Below are 19503 nucleotides of genomic sequence, written 5' to 3'. Positions count from 1 at the left end.
CCATGACCGAGAAGACCGGTAACCACGTCGACTGGCAGCAGTTCCTTGGGCGTTGGCAGGAGGAGTGGGTCCCGGGCGAGGACGAGGCGGTGGAGCTGGCGGAGGGCGGCACGACCCTCGCCGACCTGGCGCTCTGCGCCCCGCCCGCGACCGAGGCGGAGACAGCCGCCGCCGAGGAGCGCCTGGGGGTCCGGCTGCCTCCGTCCTACCGGCGGTTCCTCGAGGCCAGCAACGGCTGGCGGTTCGACGAGGGGTCCATCCACCGGCTGGGCGCGGCCCACGAGATCGACTGGTTCGGGGACCCGTTCGACATGACCCCGGCCTACCAGCAGCAGCTGACCGGGCGTTCGACCGAGCAGGAGGTGCTGCTGGCCGGGATGTGGCGGCGGGCACTGCAGTTGGAGACCGACTCGGACATGTCCTACGCCCTGCTGGACCCGGGCGACACCGACGAGGACGGCGAGTGGGCCCTGTACGTCTACAAGGGGTGGAGCGGCGAGTTCCCGGACCGCTATCCGTCGTTCCGCGCCTATATGCAGAAGATGTACCAGGACTTCCACTCCGCCCGGGCCGGCCTTCCCGGCTTCGTGAACGACACCACCCGCGCCCTGGACGCCGACGTCGAGCGGGCACGGGAGGAGGCCCTGAGCGGGAGGTGGGAGAGCGCCCGGGAGCTGCTCACCGAGGCGCACCACTACGGGCGGCCCCGCGCCCTGGGCATGCTGCGGCAGCTGGACGCTCTGGCGCACGGCCTCGGGTACGGGCGCTACGGCTTCGGTGAACTCGTCGCCGATCCGCGCTGCACGGGTGAGTTGGTGCCCGCGATGGCCGCCGCGCACCTGCGGGACGAACGTCCCGGCAGCCCTCCCCGTCGGTTCGTGCTGGGCGCCGCGACCGACGACGAGGTCACCGCGGCCGCGGACGAGATCCTCGCCCGGCTCCGCGACGGATCCCACCGCTACGCGCCGGACGGCGCCTTCGGGGATGCGGTGGCCGAGGCGCGGGAGTCGGCGAGGCGGGGGGACACGGACACGGCGTGGCGGCTGATCCGTGCCGCGCTGCCGTCGTGGTCGCCGCCGGGGCCGGACCTGCTGGCGCCGGTCGGTCTGCTGGGGGATCCCGTGCTGGGTCCGGTGGTGACGCGGGAGCGGGGCCTGGAGCTGCTGGCCACGCCCCGGGCGGGCCGGCCGGGCCCGGTGCCCGCTCCGGTGCCGGACCTGGATCCGCCGGGGCTGTGCTGGCTGGCGGAGACCATGCGGTGGAACGCCCCGTACGGCTCCTACCGGTGCCTGTGGGTGGAGGGCGCGGAGCCGGAGGCGCTGCCCGGCCTGGTCGGGGAGGAGGGGGGTGCGGGCCTGACCGCTCCGCCCAGCCGTCCCGCCGGGTGGTTCCCCCACGACGTCCGGCGGCGGGACGACTCGGCGCCGTGGGAGGACCGGGCCGTGGTGGCGGTGGGCCGGACGGGCTCCGGGTGGGCGTTCGGCTTCGACACGGCCCCGCGGCCGTCGGAGCCCGGGACCTTCTTCGTCTCCCCGGCCGCCGCCGCCTCACGCGACGGGCGCGCGGTGGTGCTGTGGGTACGCCGCGGTCGCGACGACGCCCCGGCGGTGTTCCACCTGTCGGTCGCCGAGCGGGGCCAGGAGCGGTACGCGTACACGCTGCGCGGCACGGACGTCGCACGCACGGGCCCGGTGCCCGCGGCCCTCGACCCGGAACACGTCCTGCGCGGCGCCGACGACGCGGACCGCGAGCGGCGCCTGCTGGCCGCCGTACAGGACGGGTTCGGGCTCTCCCTGCCCCGGCACGCCCTGGCCGAGGGCATCCTGCCGCACCTGACCACCCGGTCCTGGAACCGCGCACCGCGGGAGGGCGAGGGCTACGCGTACGTCACGGTCCGCGCCGGGCGGTGACGAAGCCGCGCGCGACCCCGGCGCGGGCTCACCTTCCGCAAGGGGCGGCGGCGCTCCCCGGCCCTCCGGCACGGGCCCCGGCGCCGCCCCCGAGGGACTTCAGGAAGCGCTCCACGGCGTCCCCCGGCGGCTGGGCCGGATCGCCGGTCAGCAGGACGTGCAGGGCCCAGACCAGGGCGGCGCGACGGGTCTCCGTGCGCTTGCGCCACTCCTTGCCCATGCGGTGCGCCTCGCGCTCGGCCGTCGCGTCGATCCGCAGGACCTCACGGCCGATGATCTCGATGCCCGGCCCGGTCACCGCGTCCCCCGCCCGGTGCGCCGGCCCGCCGGGCCCCCGCTCCACCTCACACTCATGGGCGTTCACACTAGCCATAACACGTTGACAACGCCAACGTGAGGATTTCCTCTCCCGGCGGGCGTGAAGGTGTACGCTCCCTGCACGATGTACCCATCTTGCACGAGACGGGTGGAGCTGGGGAGGGGCACGTGGGGCTGGAGACGGTCGGCGGACGGTTCCGGATCACGGGGGCCGTGGGACGCGGAAACATGGGGGAGGTGCACCGGGCCGAGGACCTCGAGGCCGGCCCGGACTCCCCGCACCGCCACGTCGCCGTCAAGACCGTGCTGCGCGGCCGCACCGGGATCGCGGTGGACACCTCGGGGTCCGGCAAGGAGGTGGACCGCTTCCGCCGCGAGGTGCGGATCATGCGGATGCTCTCCCGGGGCCACCCGAACCTCACCCTGCTGATCGACGGCGGCGTGGACGACGCCCCGGGCGGCAGCGGCCTGCCCTACCTGGCCATGGAGCTGCTGGACGGCGATCCGCTCGCCGACCTCATCGACGAGGAGCCCCAGCTCCCGGTCTCCTGGGCCGCCGCGATCGGGGCGCAGATCGCGGCCGGGCTCACCGCCGCGCACACCGCCGGGGTCGTCCACCGCGACCTGAAGCCGGCCAACGTGATGCTGACCGGCGACGGCACCGTCAAGATCCTCGACTTCGGCATGGGCTCGATCGTCGACGACCCCGACCAGACGCGGCTGACCAGCACCGGCGTCAGCCTGGGCACGGCCCGCTACATGGCGCCCGAGCAGTTCCGCGCCGAGCGGGTCTCCGCCCCGGCCGACCTCTACGCGCTCGGCTGCATCCTGTACGAGCTGCTGATCGGGCGCCCGCCGTTCTCCGCGCGCACCCACTACGAGCTCTCCGAACAGCACCTGCACGAGCGGCCGCCGCGGCTGACCCTGGTGCGCCCGGACCTGCCCGCCGGTCTGGTCCGGCTGGTGGAGCGCCTCCTCGAGAAGGACGCCGAGCTGCGGCCGGAGAACGCCGCCCTGGTCCGTGAGGTGCTGGTCCCGCTCGCGCTCGCGCCGGACGCCACGGCCGCCCTGCTCGCCCCGCACTGGCAGACGATGGACCCGGTGGCGCGGCTGCGCGCCCTGCTCCCCGAACGGGCCCCCGCCGCGCCCGCGCCCGTGCCGCGCAGGCAGCCGCGGCTGCCCGAGGCGATGGACGTCTTCGGCGTCCACGCCGACCTGATCGCCGAGTACGAGAGCTTCACCAGGAGCGGGACGGTGATCCGGGACGCCCGGATCGAGGGCTTCGTCGCCGACGACCTGAGGGCGAAGTCGCAGTGGCCCGACCCGTGGCTGTCGCTGAACCCGTTCTTCGCCGACGGCGGCCAGGTCACCGACCTGGTGCGGGACGGCGTGCTGCACCCCCGGTGCGCGGAGATCTTCCAGGCGGGCAAGAGGGAGACCTCGACGCGCCCGGACGGCCGGCCGCTGACCTTCCACCTCCACCAGCGGCAGGCGATCGAGGCCGCGCGGGCCGGCGACTCCTACGTGCTGACCACCGGCACCGGTTCCGGCAAGTCGCTGTCGTACATCGTGCCGATCGTGGACCGGGTGCTGAGGGAGCGCGAGGCGGCGGGCCCGGACGCGGGGGGCCGGGTGCGGGCGATCGTCGTCTACCCGATGAACGCGCTGGCCAACTCGCAGCTCGGGGAGCTGGAGAAGTACCTGCGCCACGGCTTCGGGAAGGGCCGCGAGCCGGTCACCTTCGCCCGCTACACCGGTCAGGAGTCCGCCGAGGAGCGCCGTGAGCTGCGCAGGAACCCCCCGGACATCCTGCTGACCAACTACGTGATGCTGGAGCTGATGCTGACCCGGCCGGACGACCGGTCCAGCCTGATCCGCATGGCCGAGGGGCTGCGGTTCCTGGTCTTCGACGAGCTGCACACCTACCGGGGCCGGCAGGGCGCCGACGTGGCGTTCCTGATCCGCCGGGTCCGCGAGGCCTGCCGGGCGTCGGCGTCCCTGCAGTGCGTCGGCACCTCGGCGACCATGTCCACCGAGGGGTCCTGGGAGGACCAGCGGCGCGAGGTGGCCAGGGTCGCCGGGCGGCTGTTCGGCACGACGGTGCTGCCGGAGCGGGTCATCGGCGAGACCCTGGTGCGGGCGACCGACGAGGCGCCGGAGTCCGTGCCCGCCGAGCGGCTGCGGGTGCCGGCGGCGCCCCGCGCGTACGAGGCGCTGACGAAGGACCCCCTCGCCCGCTGGGTGGAGTCCCGGTTCGGGCTGGAGCGCGAGGAGGGCACGGGCCGGCTGCGCCGCCGCGCCCCGGGCACCGTCGAGGAGGCGGCGGCCGAGCTGGCCGCCGCGTCCGGGGTGCCCGAGGAGAGCGTGCGCGAGGCGATCCGGACGACCCTGGAGGCGGGCGCGCAGGCCAAGCACCCGGTGACGGAGCGGCCGCTGTTCGCGTTCCGGCTGCACCAGTTCCTCTCCAAGGGCGACACCGTCTACACGACGCTGGAGGACCCGCTCACCCGGCCGCTGACCCGCACCTACCAGCTGGAGCAGCCGGACAGCGGCGGCAAGCCGCTGTTCCCGCTGGCGTTCTGCCGCGAGTGCGGCCAGGAGTACCTGACCGTGTGGCGCACCGAGGAGCACGGCGCGTTCCGCTACGAGCCGCGCCGGGACACCTCCGCCTCCGGGGGCCGCGAGGGCGAGGGCTACCTGTACGTGGGCGTGCCGGGGCAGGACTACGAGTGGCCGGCCGATCCGCAGCGGGCCGTGGACGACCGGCGGCTGCCGGAGTCGTGGCTGGAGCCGGACGCGCGGGGCGTGATGGTCGTCAGGAAGTCCTACCGGCCGCGCGTGCCCAGGCGCGTCGTCGTGGACGCCCGCGGCGAGGAGTCGGGCGAGGGCCTGGTGGCGGCGTTCGTGCCGGCGCCGTTCCTGTTCTGCCTGCACTGCCAGGTCTCCTACGAGCAGACCCGCGGCCGGGACTTCGCCAAGCTGGCCACCCTGGACCAGGAGGGCCGCTCCTCGGCGACCTCGCTGATCTCCGCGTCGATCGTGAAGTCGCTGCGGGCGGTGCCCGAGGAGAGCCTGGGCAAGGAGGCGCGCAAGCTCCTCACCTTCGTCGACAACCGGCAGGACGCCTCCCTGCAGGCCGGGCACTTCAACGACTTCGCCCAGGTCACCCAGTTGCGCGGCGCGCTGTACCAGGCCGCGCTGCGGGCGGGCGAGGAGGGGCTGCGCCACGACGACCTCGCCGAGGCCGTCACCGAGGTGATGGGGCTGGCGCCCCGCGAGTACGCGGCGGGCACGGACCTGCCGCCGTCCATGGAGCGGCGGGCGGCGAAGGTCTTCCGGGACGTCGTCGGCTACCGCCTCTACCGGGACCTGGAGCGCGGCTGGCGCATCACGATGCCGAACCTGGAGCAGACGGGCCTGCTGCGCATCGACTACGAGGACCTGGGCTGGGTCGCCGCCCGGTCCGACCGCTGGCGGTCCGCGCACGCCGTGCTGCGCGACGCCGACCCGGCGCTGCGCGAGGAGATCGGCCGCACGCTGCTCGACCACATGCGGCGCGGGCTCGCCATCGACGTGCAGTACTTCCGCGACGACTTCGACGCCCTGCAGCGGGCGAGCGAGGAGCGCCTGACCGGGCCGTGGGTGCTGGGCGACTCCGACCAGCCGTCCGTCGGCACCGCCTACCCGTACGGCTCGCGGCCGGGCATGGAGCGCTCGGCGCTGTTCCTGTCGGCGCGCGGCAAGTTCGGCAAGTACCTGCGGCGCAACGTGCCCGAGCTGCGCGAGGCGTCCGCGTCCCTGGAGGACGTGCAGCGCGTCATCGAGGACCTGCTGAAGGTGCTGCGGGACGCGGACCTGGTGCGCGAGGTGGAGGCGGTGCCCGAGCGCTCGGGGCCGGCCTTCCGCCGCCGCGCGGCGGAGAAGCGCACCGGCTACCGGGTGGCGGCCGCCGCCCTGGTCTGGCGGGCCGGTGACGGCGAGCGGGGCGCGGTCGACCCGCTGGCGCGCACCTACAGCAGCGGCGAGGGCCCGCGCGTCAACCCCTTCTTCCGGGACCTGTACCGCACGGCGGCGGCCGAGCTGGCCGGCCTGTTCGCGCGGGAGCACACCGCGCAGGTCGCGCCGGAGGACCGGCTGGAGCGCGAGCGGCGGTTCCGCGACGCGGAGCTGCCCCTGCTGTACTGCTCGCCGACGATGGAGCTGGGCGTGGACATCTCCTCGCTCAACGCGGTGATGATGCGCAACGTGCCGCCGACCCCGGCGAACTACGCGCAGCGCTCGGGCCGGGCGGGCCGCTCCGGCCAGCCCGCGCTGGTGACGACGTACTGCGCGACGGGCAACAGCCACGACCAGTACTACTTCCGCCGTTCCCAGGACATGGTGTCGGGGCAGGTGGCCCCGCCGCGCCTGGACCTCGCCAACGAGGACCTGGTCCGCTCCCACCTCCAGGGCATCTGGCTGGCGGAGACCGGCATGAAGCTGGGCACCGCGATCCCGGACGTCGTCGACGTCGCCTACGACCCCGACGGCGGCGACCGCCCCGATCCGCGGATGCCGCTGCCGCTGCTCGGCGACGTCCGCGACCTGTCCCTGGACGAGGGGGCCCGCCGGCGCGCGGTGGCCGCCGCGCGCACCGTCCTCGCCCCGCTGATCGCGGACTTCGAGGCGACGACCTGGTGGTACGACGAGTGGATCGAGGACCGCATCGAGCGGGCCCCGGAGAAGTTCGACGCGGCCTTCGACCGGTGGCGGGACCTGTTCCGGGCGGCCGTCATCGACCAGTACGAGCAGAACAAGCGGGTCGTCGACCACACCCTGTCCCCCGGTGAGCAGGCGCGGGCGCGCACCCGGCGCCGGGAGGCGGAGACGCAGACGAACCTGCTGCTGAACCGCTCCACCGACAGCACGTCGGTGATGAGCGACTTCAACCCGTACCGCTACCTGGCGTCCGAGGGGTTCCTGCCCGGCTACAGCTTCCCGCGGCTGCCGCTGGCCGCGTACATCCCGCGTTCCGGCAGCCGCCGCGGCGCCGACGGCGACTACCTGCAGCGTCCCCGGTTCCTGGCGATCCGCGAGTTCGGTCCCGGCGCGCTCATCTACCACGAGGGCGCCCGCTACCAGGTCACCCGGGTGCAGCTGCCGCCGGACGCCTCGGGCGACCTGGCGACGGCGGAGGCCCGGCGCTGCGACGGCTGCGGCTACCACCACGACGTCAGGGCGGGCTCCGACCTGTGCGCGATGTGCGGCGAGCCGCTGCGCGGCAAGCGCACCGGACTGCTCCACCTGCACACGGTGTACACCACGCCGCGCGAGCGGATCTCCTCCGACGAGGAGGAGCGCCGCCGGGCCGGTTTCCGCCTGGAGACGTCGTACGCGTTCCAGGACCACGGCGTCCGCAGGGGCCGCCTCACCTCGCACGTCGCCGACGCCGGCGGCGCGCCCGTGCTGGACCTGGACTACGGCGACTCGGCGACGGTGCGCATCACCAACCTGGGCCGGGTCCGCGACAAGGAGGGCGAGCCGGACGGCTACTGGCTGGACCTGGGCGACGGCCGCTGGCTCAACGACCGGGCCGCCGCGGACGCCATCGAGGGCACCGGCATGCCGGTGGTCGACGAGGACGGCAACGAGAAGCGCCGCAAGAAGCGGGTCCTGCCGTACGTGGAGGACCGCCGCAACATCCTGGTGGTGACGCTGGACGAGCCGCAGCCCGAGCCGGTGGCGCTGTCGCTGCTGTACGCGCTGGAGCGGGGCGTCGAGGCGGCGTTCGAGCTGGAGGACTCCGAGCTGACGGCGGAGCTGCTGCCCCCGGACGACGGCCCGCGCCGCCGCCTGCTGTTCACCGAGGCCGCCGAGGGCGGCGCCGGTGTGCTGCGCCGCATCCAGCACGACAGGGACGCCCTGGCGAAGGCCGCCCGCACCGCGCTGGAGATCTGCCACTTCGACCCGGACACCGGCGAGGACCTGGGCGGGCCCACGGAGCACGAGAGGTGCGCCCGCGGCTGCTACACCTGCCTGCTGACGTACGCCAACCAGGGGCACCACCGGCAGCTCAGCCGGCACACCGCCCGCCCGCTGCTGCTGCGCCTGGCCGGCGCCCGCACCGAGCGGGAGGACCGCGGGGAGTCCCGCAGCGAGGCGTTCCGCAGGCTGGCCCCGGCGGCCGGGGGGGCGGGCGCCGCGTCCGGGGGTGCCGCGGCGGCCGCGCCGACCCCGGTGGAGACGGACCTGGCGGCCCTCGTCGCGCGCGGCGACCTGCTCGGCTGGCTGAGGGCGAAGGGCCACCGGCTGCCGGACGAGGTCGACGTCCTCGTCGGCGCCGCGGCGGCCCGCCCCGACCTGGTCTTCCGCCTGGACGGCGTCCATCTCGCCGTGTTCGTCGACGTCCCCGGCCGGCCGGCCGACTCCACCCGTGACGTGGAGGCCGGCTACCGCCTGGAGGAGGCCGGCTGGGACGTCGTGCGCTTCCCGGCGGACGCGGACTGGGACGCCGTCGTCGAGCACCACGCCGCCTACTTCCACCTGCGCTGACCGCCCCCGCGCCCCCGACCTCCCGACGTACCGACTCCTTAGGAACCGAGACATCTCATGAGCCCCACGTACACAGCCGGTTCGCTGGTCGCCGCCCGTGGCCGGGAATGGGTGGTGCTGCCCGAGAGCGCCCCCGACATGCTGGTGCTGCGCCCGCTGGGCGGGAGCGAGGACGACATCGCGGCCGTCTTCCCCACGTTCGAGGAGGTGCGGCCCGCCGAGTTCGCCGCGCCGAGCCCGGACGACCTGGGCGACCAGCGCGCCGCCGGTCTGCTGCGCACGGCGCTGCGCATCGGGTTCCGGTCGGGCGCGGGCCCGTTCCGCTCGCTGGCGTCGATCGCCGTGGAGCCCCGCGCCTACCAGCTGGTGCCGCTGCTGATGGCGCTGCGGCAGCGCACGGTGCGGCTGCTGATCTCGGACGACGTCGGCATCGGCAAGACGGTCGAGGCGGGCCTGATCGCCAAGGAGCTGCTGGCGCAGGGCGAGGCGACCCGGCTGGCGGTGCTGTGCTCACCGGCGCTGGCCGAGCAGTGGCAGGGCGAGCTGCGGGAGAAGTTCGGCATCGACGCCGAGCTGGTGCTGGCGTCGACGGTGTCGCGCCTGGAGCGCAACCTGGAGCTGGGCCAGTCGCTGTTCGACCGGCACCCCTTCACGATCATCTCGACGGACTTCATCAAGTCGACCCGCCACCGCGAGGACTTCGTCAGGCACTGCCCCGACCTGGTGATCGTCGACGAGGCGCACACCTGTGTGGCCGCCGACGACCCCGCGCAGGGCGGCGCCTCCTCCGCGACCAGCCAGCTCCGTTACGAGCTGCTGCGGAAGGTCTCCGCCGACGCCGACCGCCACCTGCTGCTGCTGACCGCGACCCCGCACTCCGGCAAGGAGTCCGCGTTCCGCAACCTGCTCGGCCTGGTGCGGCCGGAGCTGGCGACGCTGGACCTGGAGACGCCGGCGGGGCGGGCCAGGCTCGCCGAGCACTTCGTGGCGCGCAAGCGCGCCGACGTGCGCACCTACCTCACCAGGGAGGACGGCCTCACCGACGACTCGCTGGCCGAGCGGACCGCGTTCCCGTCCGACCGCTGGACGAAGGACGAGCCCTACAAGCTGACCCCCGCCTACCGGGCGCTGCTGGACGACGCCATCGCCTACGCCCGCGACCGCGTCGAGGCGGCCGGGGAGCAGGGCCGGCGGGAGGCCAGGATCGCCTGGTGGTCGGTGATCGCGCTGCTGCGCTCCATGGTGTCCTCCCCGGCCGCCGCCGCGCAGACCCTCAGGACCCGCTCCGAGTCCGCCACCGCCCGCACCGCGCACGAGGCGGACCTGCTGGGCGCCCCGGTGGCCGCCGACTCCGCCGACAACGACCGCCTGGAGGGCATGGACGTCGCGCCGGGCGCCGCCGAGTCGGAGGACGCGGGCGCGCGGCTGCTGGAACTCGCCGAGCGGGCGGAGCGGTTGGTGGGTCCGGCGGAGGACGCGAAGCTGAAGGCGCTGACCCGGCACCTGAAGGCCCTGATCGCCGACGGCTACCACCCGATCGTCTTCTGCCGCTACATCCCCACCGCCGACTACCTCGCCGAGCAGCTGGACGGCAAGCTCGGCAGGAAGACGAAGGTCGCCGCCGTGACCGGCACCCTCTCCCCGCAGCAGCGCCTGGAGCGGATCGAGCAGCTCGCCGCCGAGGCTGCCGAGGGGGGCGACGACCCGGCCGTGCGCCGCGTGCTGATCGCCACCGACTGCCTCTCCGAGGGCGTCAACCTCCAGCACCACTTCGACGCCGTCGTCCACTACGACCTGGCCTGGAACCCCACCCGTCACGACCAGCGCGAGGGCCGCGTCGACCGCTACGGCCAAAAGCGCGACCAGGTCCGCGTCATCACCATGTACGGCGAGGACAACGGCATCGACGGCAAGGTCCTGGACGTGCTGTTCAGGAAGCACCGCCAGATCAAGAAGGACCTCGGCATCTCCGTCTCCGTCCCCGACGAGACCGCCTCCGGCGTCACCGACGCCGTGGTGGAGTGGCTGCTGCTGCACGGGCGGCAGGGCAGTCAGGAGAGCCTGTTCGAGATGGACGGCCACCAGGAGTCCTTCGACCGCATCGAGCGGGAGTGGAGCTCGGCCGCCGAGCGGGAGAAGACCTCCCGCTCCAAGTACGCGCAGCGGGCCATCCACCCGGAGGAGGTGGCCCGCGAGGTCGCCGCCGTACGGGCCGCGCTCGGCGGCGCGGAGGAGGTCCGCGAGTTCGCCCTGGAGGCGCTGCGGGATCTGGACGCGCTGGTCCGCGACCCGCGTGACGGCAGCGGCGACTTCACCGCGCAGGTCGGCGGCACCCCGGCGGGGCTGCGCGACGCGCTCGCGGCCACCCTGGGCAACCGGCTGGTCGAGGAGGACCGCGAGATCCCGTTCCGCACCACGCCGGCGATCGGGCGCGGCGAGGCCGCCCTGGTGCGCACCGACCCGGCGATCGGGGCCGTCGCCTCGTACGTCCTGGACTCGGCGCTGGACGCGAAGGCGCCGGGTCCGCGCCCGGCCCGCCGCTGCGGTGTGGTGACCACGGACGCGGTGGGCGTGCGCACCACGCTGCTGCTGGTCCGCTACCGCTTCCACCTCACCCTGCCGTCCCGCACCGGCGAGCGGCAGGTGGTCGCCGAGGACGCGCGGCTGCTGGCCTACGAGGGCCTGCCGCAGCGCGCCCGCTGGCTGGACGACGACGCGGCCGCCGCGCTGCTGGGGGCCCGCGCCACCGCCAACACCCACGAGCTGGCCGCCCGCAACGCCATCACCCGCGCCCTGGACGGCCTGCCCGGCCTCGCCGACCACCTCACCGCGTACGGCACCCGCCTGGCCGCCGAACTCGACGCCTCGCACCGCCGGGTGCGCAAGGCCAACGAGGAGATCGTCCGCGGCCTGAAGGTCGTCCCGCAGGAGCCCGCCGACGTCCTCGGCGTGTACGTCTACGTGCCGCCGCAGCCCGCCGCGCCCGCCACCACCGCCCCCGGAGCCGAAGCCTGATGTCCGCCGCCGCCACCCGCACCGCCCCGGCCTTCACCGCCGTCACCACGGTCGGCGGACTCCTCCCCGCCGACATGCTGCTGCGCATCGCCGAGGCGCGGAACCTGCCGGGCACCAGGCCCGCCGACTACGGCCTGCCCGCCTCGGTGCCCGTCCGCGACGAGGCCGAGCGCGCCTGGGAGTACCTCAAGCCGCTCTGGCGCGACCTGCGCACCGCCCTGCCCTCGGACCCGGTCACCGGCGCGCCCTCCGCCGACCCGACGGGGCGGGCCGGCACCGACTGGCTCGCCCAGCTGTTCCGCAAGCTGGACTTCGGGGCGCTGACGGAGGTCGGTGCGGCGGGGATCCCCGCCGACTCCGACCCGGAGAAGCGGTTCCCGGTGTCGCACCGGCACGGGCCGGCGCTGGTGCACCGGGTGCCGTGGAACCAGGAGCTGGACAAGCGTCCGGCGGCCGGTCAGGTCCCGGCGCAGTCGATGCTCCAGGACTGCCTGAACCGCACCGAGGCCCACCTGTGGGCGGTGCTCACCAACGGGCGCCGGCTGCGGCTGCTGCGGGACTCGTCGTCCTTCGCGACGGCGGCCTACGTCGAGTTCGACCTCGAGGCGATCTTCGACGGGGAGCTGTTCAGCGAGTTCGTGCTGCTGTACTGCGTGCTGCACGCGTCGCGGTTCGAGGTGCCGGAGGGGGCGGCACCGGCCGGGTGCTGGCTGGAGAAGTGGCGGGCGGAGGCCGTCACGTCGGGGGCGCGGGCACTGGACCAGCTGCGGCTGGGCGTGCAGAACGCGCTGACCGTGCTCGGCACCGGCTTCCTGCGGCACCCGGAGAACGTCCGGCTGCGGGAGGACGTCGACCCGAAGGCCCTGCGGGACGCCCTGCTGCGGCTCGTCTACCGGCTGCTGTTCGTCTTCGTCGCCGAGGACCGCGACGCCCTGCTCGACCCGGAGGCCGGCGAGCGGCAACGGGAGGCGTACGAGCGGTACTTCTCGTCGGCGCGGCTGCGGGAGCGGGCCCGGCGGCGGCAGGGCACGGCCCATGGTGACCAGTACGAGGCGCTGCGGATCGTCCTCGACGCGCTGGGTGAGGAGGGGGGCCGGCCCGAGCTGGGGCTGCCCGGCCTCGGTGGGTTGTTCTCCCACACGGAGGCCGACGCGCCGCTGGACGGGCTGAAGCTGTCCAACGAGTCGCTGCTCGCCGCCGTGCGGCACCTCGCGCAGGTGCGGGACCCGGGGGCGCGGCGGTGGCGCGCGGTCGACTACCGGCACCTGGACGCGGAGGAGCTGGGCTCGGTCTACGAGTCGCTGCTGGAGCTGGAGCCGAAGCACTCGGCGACGGACCGCACCTTCGAGCTGATCGAGGTCGCGGGCAACAGCCGCAAGACGACCGGCAGTTACTACACCCCGTCCTCGCTGATCGAGTGCCTGCTGGACACGACGCTCGACCCGGTCATAGACGACGCCGTCAAACGCGGCGAGCAGCGGGCCACGGCGGCGGGCCGTCCCGACCCGACCGACGACATCGTCGACGAGCTGCTCTCCCTGACGGTCTGCGACCCGGCCTGTGGCTCCGGGCACTTCCTCGTCGCCTCGGCCCGGCGCATCGCCAAGCGGGTGGCGTCGGTGCGCGAGCGGAACCCGGAGCCTACGGTCGACGCGGTGCGGCACGCCCTGCACGAGGTCGTCGCGCGCTGCATCTACGGGGTCGACCTCAACCCGATGGCGGTGGAGCTGGCCAAGGTCTCGCTGTGGCTGGAGGCGCTGGAGCCCGGCAAGCCGCTCGGGTTCCTGGACGCCCACGTCAAGCACGGCAACGGCCTGATCGGCGCGACGCCGAAGCTGCTGGCGGAGGGGGTTCCGGACGACGCCTTCAAGCCCATCGAGGGCGACGACAAGAAGTACGCGGCCGGACTGGTCAAGCGGAACAAGACCCAGCGGGGCGGCCAGGACGAGCTGCTGTTCGACACGGACGTCCTGCCCGGCAACGACCGGTACGCCGCCGAGCTGGCTCGGATCACCGCCGCCCCGGCCGACTCCCTGGAGCAGGTGCGGGCGCAGGAGTCCGCGTACCGGGCCTATGTGGAGTCCGCGACGTACGTCCAGGATCTGCACGCCGCCGACGCCTGGTGCGCCGCGTTCGTCTGGCCCAAGCGGGAGGGGGCGCCGGAGGCGCCGACCGACCAGGTGTTCCGCGCGCTGCGTGGTCGTGACCAGTCAGCGGTGCCGGACGCCACGCACGCCGAGATCATGAGCCTGCGGGATCAGTACCGGTTCTTCCATTGGCACCTGGAGTTCCCGGAGGTGTTCGCGGTTCCGGAGTCGGGGGCCGGCGTCCAGCCGGGGACGGGATGGGCCGGTGGGTTCGACGCGGTGGTGGGGAATCCGCCGTGGGAGCGGGTCAAGCTTCAGGAGCAGGAGTTCTTCGCCCAGCGCTCCCCGGAGATCGCTGAGGCGAAGAATGCGGCGGCCCGCAAGAAGCTCATCGCCGCCCTGAGTAACAACCCGGACGGCATGCGCCTGTTCGCCGAGTTCGGTGCCGCCAAGCGTCGTGCGGAGGGCGAGAGTCACTTCCTGCGCATGAGCAACCGTTTCCCCCTGACGGGGCGCGGCGACATCAACACGTACGCGGTCTTCGCGGAGACGGATCGCACGCTCACGGGCCCGCGCGGCAGGACCGGCGTAATCGTTCCGACGGGCATCGCGACGGATGCGACGACACAGTTCTTCTTCAAGGACTTGGTGACGAAGGGTCACTTGAGCGCGCTCTACGGCTTCGAGAACGAAGAGAAGGTCTTCCCCGGCGTCCACCACAGCGTCAACTTCGCCCTGTTCTGCATGGCGGGCTCAGGTTCCCCCGATTCTCCGATCTCCATCGCGTTCCGGGTCCGCCAGGTGGCGCAGCTCGCCGAGCGCGCCTACACCCTGACCGGCCGCGACATCCAGCTCCTCAACCCGAACACCGGGACGTGTCCCGTCTTCCGTAACCGTCGTGATGCCGAGATTACCCTCGGCATCTACCGCCGCGTCCCGATCCTGATTGAGGAGGCTAAAGGTGCGGCGGGCAACCCGTGGGGCATTACCTTCACCCGCATGTTCGACATGTCGAACGACTCCCACCTTTTCAGACCCGACGTCCAGAACGGTGAGACCTTCGACGACCTTCTGAAGGCGGGTTGGGAGTTGCACGGCAACGTGCTCGTGCGTGACACAGAGCGCCTGCTGCCGCTCTACGAGGCAAAAATGCTCCACCACTACGACCACCGCTTCTCCACGTACAAGGGCGCCACCGAGAAACAGCTCGCGGTGGGCACGCTGCCCCGCCTCACACTGGACCAACATCAGGCCTCCGATACTGCTCCGCTACCGCGTTACTGGATTCCCGAACAGGACGTTTCCACCGGCGAGTTCGACAAGAACGGCAAAGAGAACAAGGTTCCCGGCGTGCGCAGTCGTCTGGCCGCCAGAGGATGGGACCGGGACTGGTTGATGGGGTGGCGGGACATCTGCCGGGCCAGTGATGAGCGCACGATGATCTCTGCTGTCGCACCCGCGCACGGCTTTGGCCACCCTTTCCCTCTCGCCCTCCCCTCCACACCGAACCACGCCGCGCTCCTCGCCACCGTCTGGTCATCCATGGCTTGCGATTTCGCTGTCCGCCAGAAGATCGGGGGAACTCATCTCACGTACGGATACATTGGACAGCTCCCCGTCCCCACCCCCGACCAGCTCGCGCCTCACAGCAGCACGGTCCTCCCCCGCCTTCTCGAACTCACCTACACCGCGCACGACATGACACCCTTCGCCCGCGACCTCGGCGACACCGGCGCCCCGTTCCGCTGGGACGAAACCCGCCGTGCCGTAATCCGTGCCGAGCTGGACGCCCTCTTCTTCCACCTCTACGGGATCAACCGCGACGACGCCGCCTACATCCTGGACACCTTCAACGTCACCCGTGACAACGACATGAAGGCGCACGGCGAGTACCGCACCAAGAACCTGATCCTCGCCGAGTACGACCGCATGGCCGCCGCCGGTCTGACTCTGGAGAACCCGCTCACCGAGGGCGAGTCCGGTACCTACCGCTCCACCCTCACCCCGCCCCCCGGCCAGGGCCCCCGTCACGACTGACCTGCCCCTGGGGTGGCCCCGCCTGATGGCCACCCCAGGGCACGCCCCACCGCTCAGCCAAGGGACAACGCCCGTGGTACGTCGAAGCCAGAGCAGCAACCCCCGTTCCGTCGTCGTCCTGACCTCGGGTACGGACTGGGGCACCCGTGCCGCCGCGCAGCGGAGAAGCAGCGGGGCCGAGTTGCCCATACCCAAACGGCAGCCCGGGAAGATCAAAGCCTTGCAGCGGACCATCAAGGTGGTCCGCCTGGCCATCAACACAAAGCACTGGAACGAGGCGCGTTATGCACTTAGCCGGGCCCGTGCCCTGGCCAACGCCCTCCCTGCCAACATGGCCCCGCAAGAACGCGAGCAACTCTCAGCGCTCCGGAAGAAGTACGCCGCGCGCAACACGCCGGCCGCGAAGAACGCCAAGCAGGCAAAGACGACAACGGCCAAGCGTGCCGTCGGCAAGAAGCCCGCGCCGAAAAAGTACACGGCGAAAAGCGCCCTCCAGAAGCCGAGATCCGCTCCTGTCCGCGACCTCGGCGACCGCTTCATCAACCGTGCGGCCCTCGGCTACGAGCCGACCGACAGGCCATGAGACGGCGGCAGGGCCGTCCACCTCAGCTCACATCCACACACTCACAGAGCAAGGGGGCAGCACTCACCATGAGCAGCCCGTACACACCGCCGACCGCGCCGGTGACGAAGCAGGAGCGGCCCTGGTTCAAGAAGAAGCGTGCGCTGATCCCGGGCGGGTTCGTCGCCCTGATCATCCTCGGGGGCATCGCGGGCGGTGGGGAGAGCGGCTCCGGCTCCACCGAGGCCACCCCGGCCGCCACAAAGTCGGTCACCGCTACGCCGACGCCCGAGTCGCCCGACGAGTCTCCGGACCTGCAGTCCCGCAACAAGCAGGAGCAGGACGAGCCGAAGGAGCGGACCGAGGAGGCGCCGAAGTCCGCGCAGGCTGAGGAGAGCGAGCCCGCTGTGGTCCCCGACGTCGTCGGGATGAACCACCGTGAGGCGCAGAGCCTGCTGCGGTCCGAGGGCTTCCTGGTCAACGAGGAGGACGCCTCTCCCGAGGGGCGCTGGATCCTGGACAACAGCAACTGGAAGGTGTGCCGCCAGGATCCGGGGCCGGGCGCTACGGATGCTCTGCGGGTCGCGATCTTCTCGGTGAAGCTGTCCGAGTCCTGCTGACCCACCGTCACCACCACATATCCCAGGGGGGATCATGAGTAACCCGTTCCAGCCCGGTGCAACCGGGCCTACCCGGACGCCGCGTGCTCCGGATGTCCGTCCGCTGTACAAGCGCAAGCGGGTGTGGGCCGGTGGCCTGGCCCTGCTGGCCCTCGGGGGCATAGCCGGGGGTGGTGAGGACGCCGCCACGGTGAAGACGGCGTCCGAGCCGAGGCCGACGGTGACCGCGACCGAGATGGTGACCGCGTCGCCGAAGCCGGCTCCGACCGTGACCAAGACGGCGAAGCCCAAGCCGAGACCGACCGTCACCGTCACCGTCACCGAGACGGTAACGGAGACGGTCGAGGCCGAGGACTCCGGCTACGACTACGACGACTCCGGCGACAGCGGGTCGAGCAGCGTCTACTACGAGAACTGCGCCGCCGCGCGAGCCGCCGGTGCCGCGCCGGTTCGGCGGGGCGAGCCCGGTTACGGCAGCCACCTCGACCGCGACGGTGACGGCACCGGCTGCGACTGGGGCTGAGCCCCTACACCCTCAGGGGGCCGCGTCACCTTCGGCGCGGCCCCCTCTCTCGCCGAGTAGAACACCATGAGCACGACCAACCGCGGCGAAGACCTCGATCCCGAGTACTCGCCGCCCGTCGGCAGGAAGCGGCACGGCCACCACGCCGACGGCAACCTTCAGCCCTCAGCACGACAGGCATCCCGCCCGACTCCCCACGAGGAGCGCCCATGGAACCACGCGGCTACCGCATGGTCGTCTCGACCGAACTCAATTACGTCAAGGCATGCGGCATAGCAGAGCGGCAGCTCCACGACTGGATCCGCGACAAGGGTTACGACCCGTCCGGTCTGGACGAGGGGCGGACCGAGATCGCCCCGCACGCGACCCTCGACCGTGACTCCGAAGGCGGCCGCAAGGGCGCCTACAGCCGGTGGCGCATGCGCGAGACCCCCTCCGCCACCTCGGGCACCTGGCAGTCGACGCTGATCGTGCGCTCCGGACTTGAGGAACAAGGAGACCGCCGCACATGGGTGCAGCTCGACATCGAGCACCAGCCCGCACGCGAGGGCGACTTCCTCAAGCGCGCCAACACCCCGAACATCGTGCGTCCCCTCCTGGACGCGCTGGAAGCGCGCGACGGGCGCGCCGACGTCGCCGCCGCGCCCGTCTTCATCGAGGCCGAGGACGTCGACGACGCCATCGAGGAGTTGTGCGACACCAACCGGCGGATGCCCGTCGTCATCGCCACGGTGCCGTACGGAAAGGATCCCGACGACTGGTCCCGGACGGTCGTCGAACCCCTCTTCCGCTATCTGCATGGACTGGCCGTGCTGTACGTGCTCACCCCGGAAGCACAAGCCGATTTCAACACGGCACTGGAGTACCACCCCGTGTTCGGCGGTGGCGTCCGCACCTACCTGCCAGGGGTCGACCCGGCCTGGAAGCCCGACGCGCAACGGCACCCCATCATGTCGCGCCGGACCATCGACGCCGATCTCCGCCGTGCCGCCTCCATCCTCGCGGCGCTTCCCCAGCGGCTCTCCTCCCGACAGCCGCTGCCCGCCGCGTTGCTGAGCATCCCGCGTCAGCGCACTCGCCCCCGTCTGACCCCGGCCGGCGCGGACGTCGTTCAGCTCCGCTCCGACAACGCGGCACTGACAGCCCTGCTGGACGAGGCGGAGCGAGCGGAAGCCAGCCGGGTCGACGAGATCAACGGCCTGTACGCGGAGCTGGCAAAGGCGGACCAGGCCAGCAACGAGCTACGCGGCGAGAACGAGGAGCTGTACGAAAAAGTTCAGGAGTCCCAGCGGCTCAACCGTTATCTACGCGAACAGCTGCAAGAAGCAGGCCAGTTCGCTGAGGCTCACACACCGGCCGTCGCTGCGGACATCATCTATCCGCAGTCCTTCTCCCAGCTGTTGGACCGCCTGCACGAACTGCCCGGGATTTCGTTCACCGGGAATCCCAAGACGACGCGGGCCCTCGACAGCCAGTCGGTGGACAACTGGCTGTACGTCGCCTGGGACGGTTTGCTGGCCCTGGACCACTTCGCACGGTCCTCCGCCGACGGCGCGGCCTCGGGCGACTTCCTCAGCTGGTGCAAGTCTGACCCCTCCAGCGCCTTTCCCTTCCCGGCGGCCAAGGTGGCCATGCGCGAGTCGGACACCGTCGCCCGCAAGGCGAAACTGCGCGCCGAGCGCATGCTCCCCGTACCGAAGGCGGTGGCCGCCGACGGCCGGGTCTTCATGCAGGCCCACCTGAAGGTCGGCGGAGGCAACACGATCGCCCCCCGCCTGCACTTCTACGACGACTGCTCCCGTTCCGGGAAGGTCTACGTGGGCCACCTCGGCCCCCACCTGCGCAACACCCTGACCTGACGCCTCTGCGCTCAGACAGACGTGCCGTTCGCCGCCCCCTC

General features: G+C 72.6%; 9 protein-coding genes. 8 read left to right on the top strand and 1 reads right to left on the bottom strand.

The features are described from left to right. Positions 1-2: 2 nt before the first annotated feature. On the top strand, positions 3-1910 hold the full coding sequence (locus ABTY20_RS00760; RefSeq protein ID WP_351994846.1) for an SMI1/KNR4 family protein: 1908 nt from the start codon (positions 3-5) through the stop codon (positions 1908-1910). Positions 1911-1938: 28 nt separating this feature from the next. Here ABTY20_RS00760 and ABTY20_RS00755 read toward each other — a convergent pair whose 3' ends face one another. After that, on the bottom strand, positions 1939-2274 hold the full coding sequence (locus ABTY20_RS00755) for a hypothetical protein (RefSeq protein ID WP_351994845.1): 336 nt from the start codon (positions 2272-2274) through the stop codon (positions 1939-1941). A gap of 122 nt (positions 2275-2396) precedes the next feature. Here ABTY20_RS00755 and ABTY20_RS00750 point away from each other — a divergent pair, with 122 nt between their 5' ends. The 7 genes from ABTY20_RS00750 to ABTY20_RS00720 all read left to right on the top strand — a co-directional run bounded on the left by ABTY20_RS00750 (position 2397) and on the right by ABTY20_RS00720 (position 19462). After that, positions 2397-8759, top strand: a complete 6363-nt coding sequence (locus tag ABTY20_RS00750) for a protein kinase domain-containing protein (RefSeq protein ID WP_351994844.1) — start codon at positions 2397-2399, stop codon at positions 8757-8759. 57 nt (positions 8760-8816) lie between these two features. Continuing rightward, a complete protein-coding gene (locus ABTY20_RS00745) occupies positions 8817-11774 on the top strand; it encodes a DEAD/DEAH box helicase (protein ID WP_351994843.1) in 2958 nt (985 codons plus the stop codon). Continuing rightward, on the top strand, positions 11774-15898 hold the full coding sequence (locus tag ABTY20_RS00740; protein WP_351994842.1) for an Eco57I restriction-modification methylase domain-containing protein: 4125 nt from the start codon (positions 11774-11776) through the stop codon (positions 15896-15898). The genes ABTY20_RS00745 and ABTY20_RS00740 overlap by 1 nt, the downstream gene beginning before the upstream one ends. Before the next feature lie 220 nt (positions 15899-16118). Next, positions 16119-16481 (top strand): hypothetical protein, encoded by a 363-nt coding sequence (locus ABTY20_RS00735; RefSeq protein ID WP_351994841.1) that lies wholly within the window; start codon positions 16119-16121, stop codon positions 16479-16481. 68 nt (positions 16482-16549) lie between these two features. Then, a complete protein-coding gene (locus ABTY20_RS00730) occupies positions 16550-17080 on the top strand; it encodes a PASTA domain-containing protein (protein ID WP_351994840.1) in 531 nt (176 codons plus the stop codon). A 34-nt stretch (positions 17081-17114) separates the two neighbouring features. Next, positions 17115-17603 carry an excalibur calcium-binding domain-containing protein gene (locus ABTY20_RS00725; RefSeq protein ID WP_351994839.1) on the top strand — a complete coding sequence of 163 codons (489 nt, stop codon included), beginning with the start codon at positions 17115-17117 and terminating at the stop codon, positions 17601-17603. A 209-nt stretch (positions 17604-17812) separates the two neighbouring features. Continuing rightward, positions 17813-19462 (top strand): OmpH family outer membrane protein, encoded by a 1650-nt coding sequence (locus tag ABTY20_RS00720; protein ID WP_351994838.1) that lies wholly within the window; start codon positions 17813-17815, stop codon positions 19460-19462. The last annotated feature ends 41 nt before the right edge of the window (positions 19463-19503 follow it).

Source organism: Streptomyces sp. NPDC126497 (assembly GCF_040302425.1).
Lineage (GTDB): Bacteria > Actinomycetota > Actinomycetes > Streptomycetales > Streptomycetaceae > Streptomyces.
This window is presented reverse-complemented; position numbering and strand designations above follow the sequence as displayed.

What these genes read in the sequence shown, in the direction of transcription:
- ABTY20_RS00720 (WP_351994838.1), top strand. Translation starts at nt 17,813, where the DNA reads ATGGAACCACGCGGCTACCGCATGGTCGTCTCGACCGAACTCAATTAC.
- ABTY20_RS00760 (WP_351994846.1), top strand. Translation starts at nt 3, where the DNA reads ATGACCGAGAAGACCGGTAACCACGTCGACTGGCAGCAGTTCCTTGGG.
- ABTY20_RS00740 (WP_351994842.1), top strand. Translation starts at nt 11,774, where the DNA reads ATGTCCGCCGCCGCCACCCGCACCGCCCCGGCCTTCACCGCCGTCACC.
- ABTY20_RS00725 (WP_351994839.1), top strand. Translation starts at nt 17,115, where the DNA reads ATGAGTAACCCGTTCCAGCCCGGTGCAACCGGGCCTACCCGGACGCCG.
- ABTY20_RS00745 (WP_351994843.1), top strand. Translation starts at nt 8,817, where the DNA reads ATGAGCCCCACGTACACAGCCGGTTCGCTGGTCGCCGCCCGTGGCCGG.
- ABTY20_RS00730 (WP_351994840.1), top strand. Translation starts at nt 16,550, where the DNA reads ATGAGCAGCCCGTACACACCGCCGACCGCGCCGGTGACGAAGCAGGAG.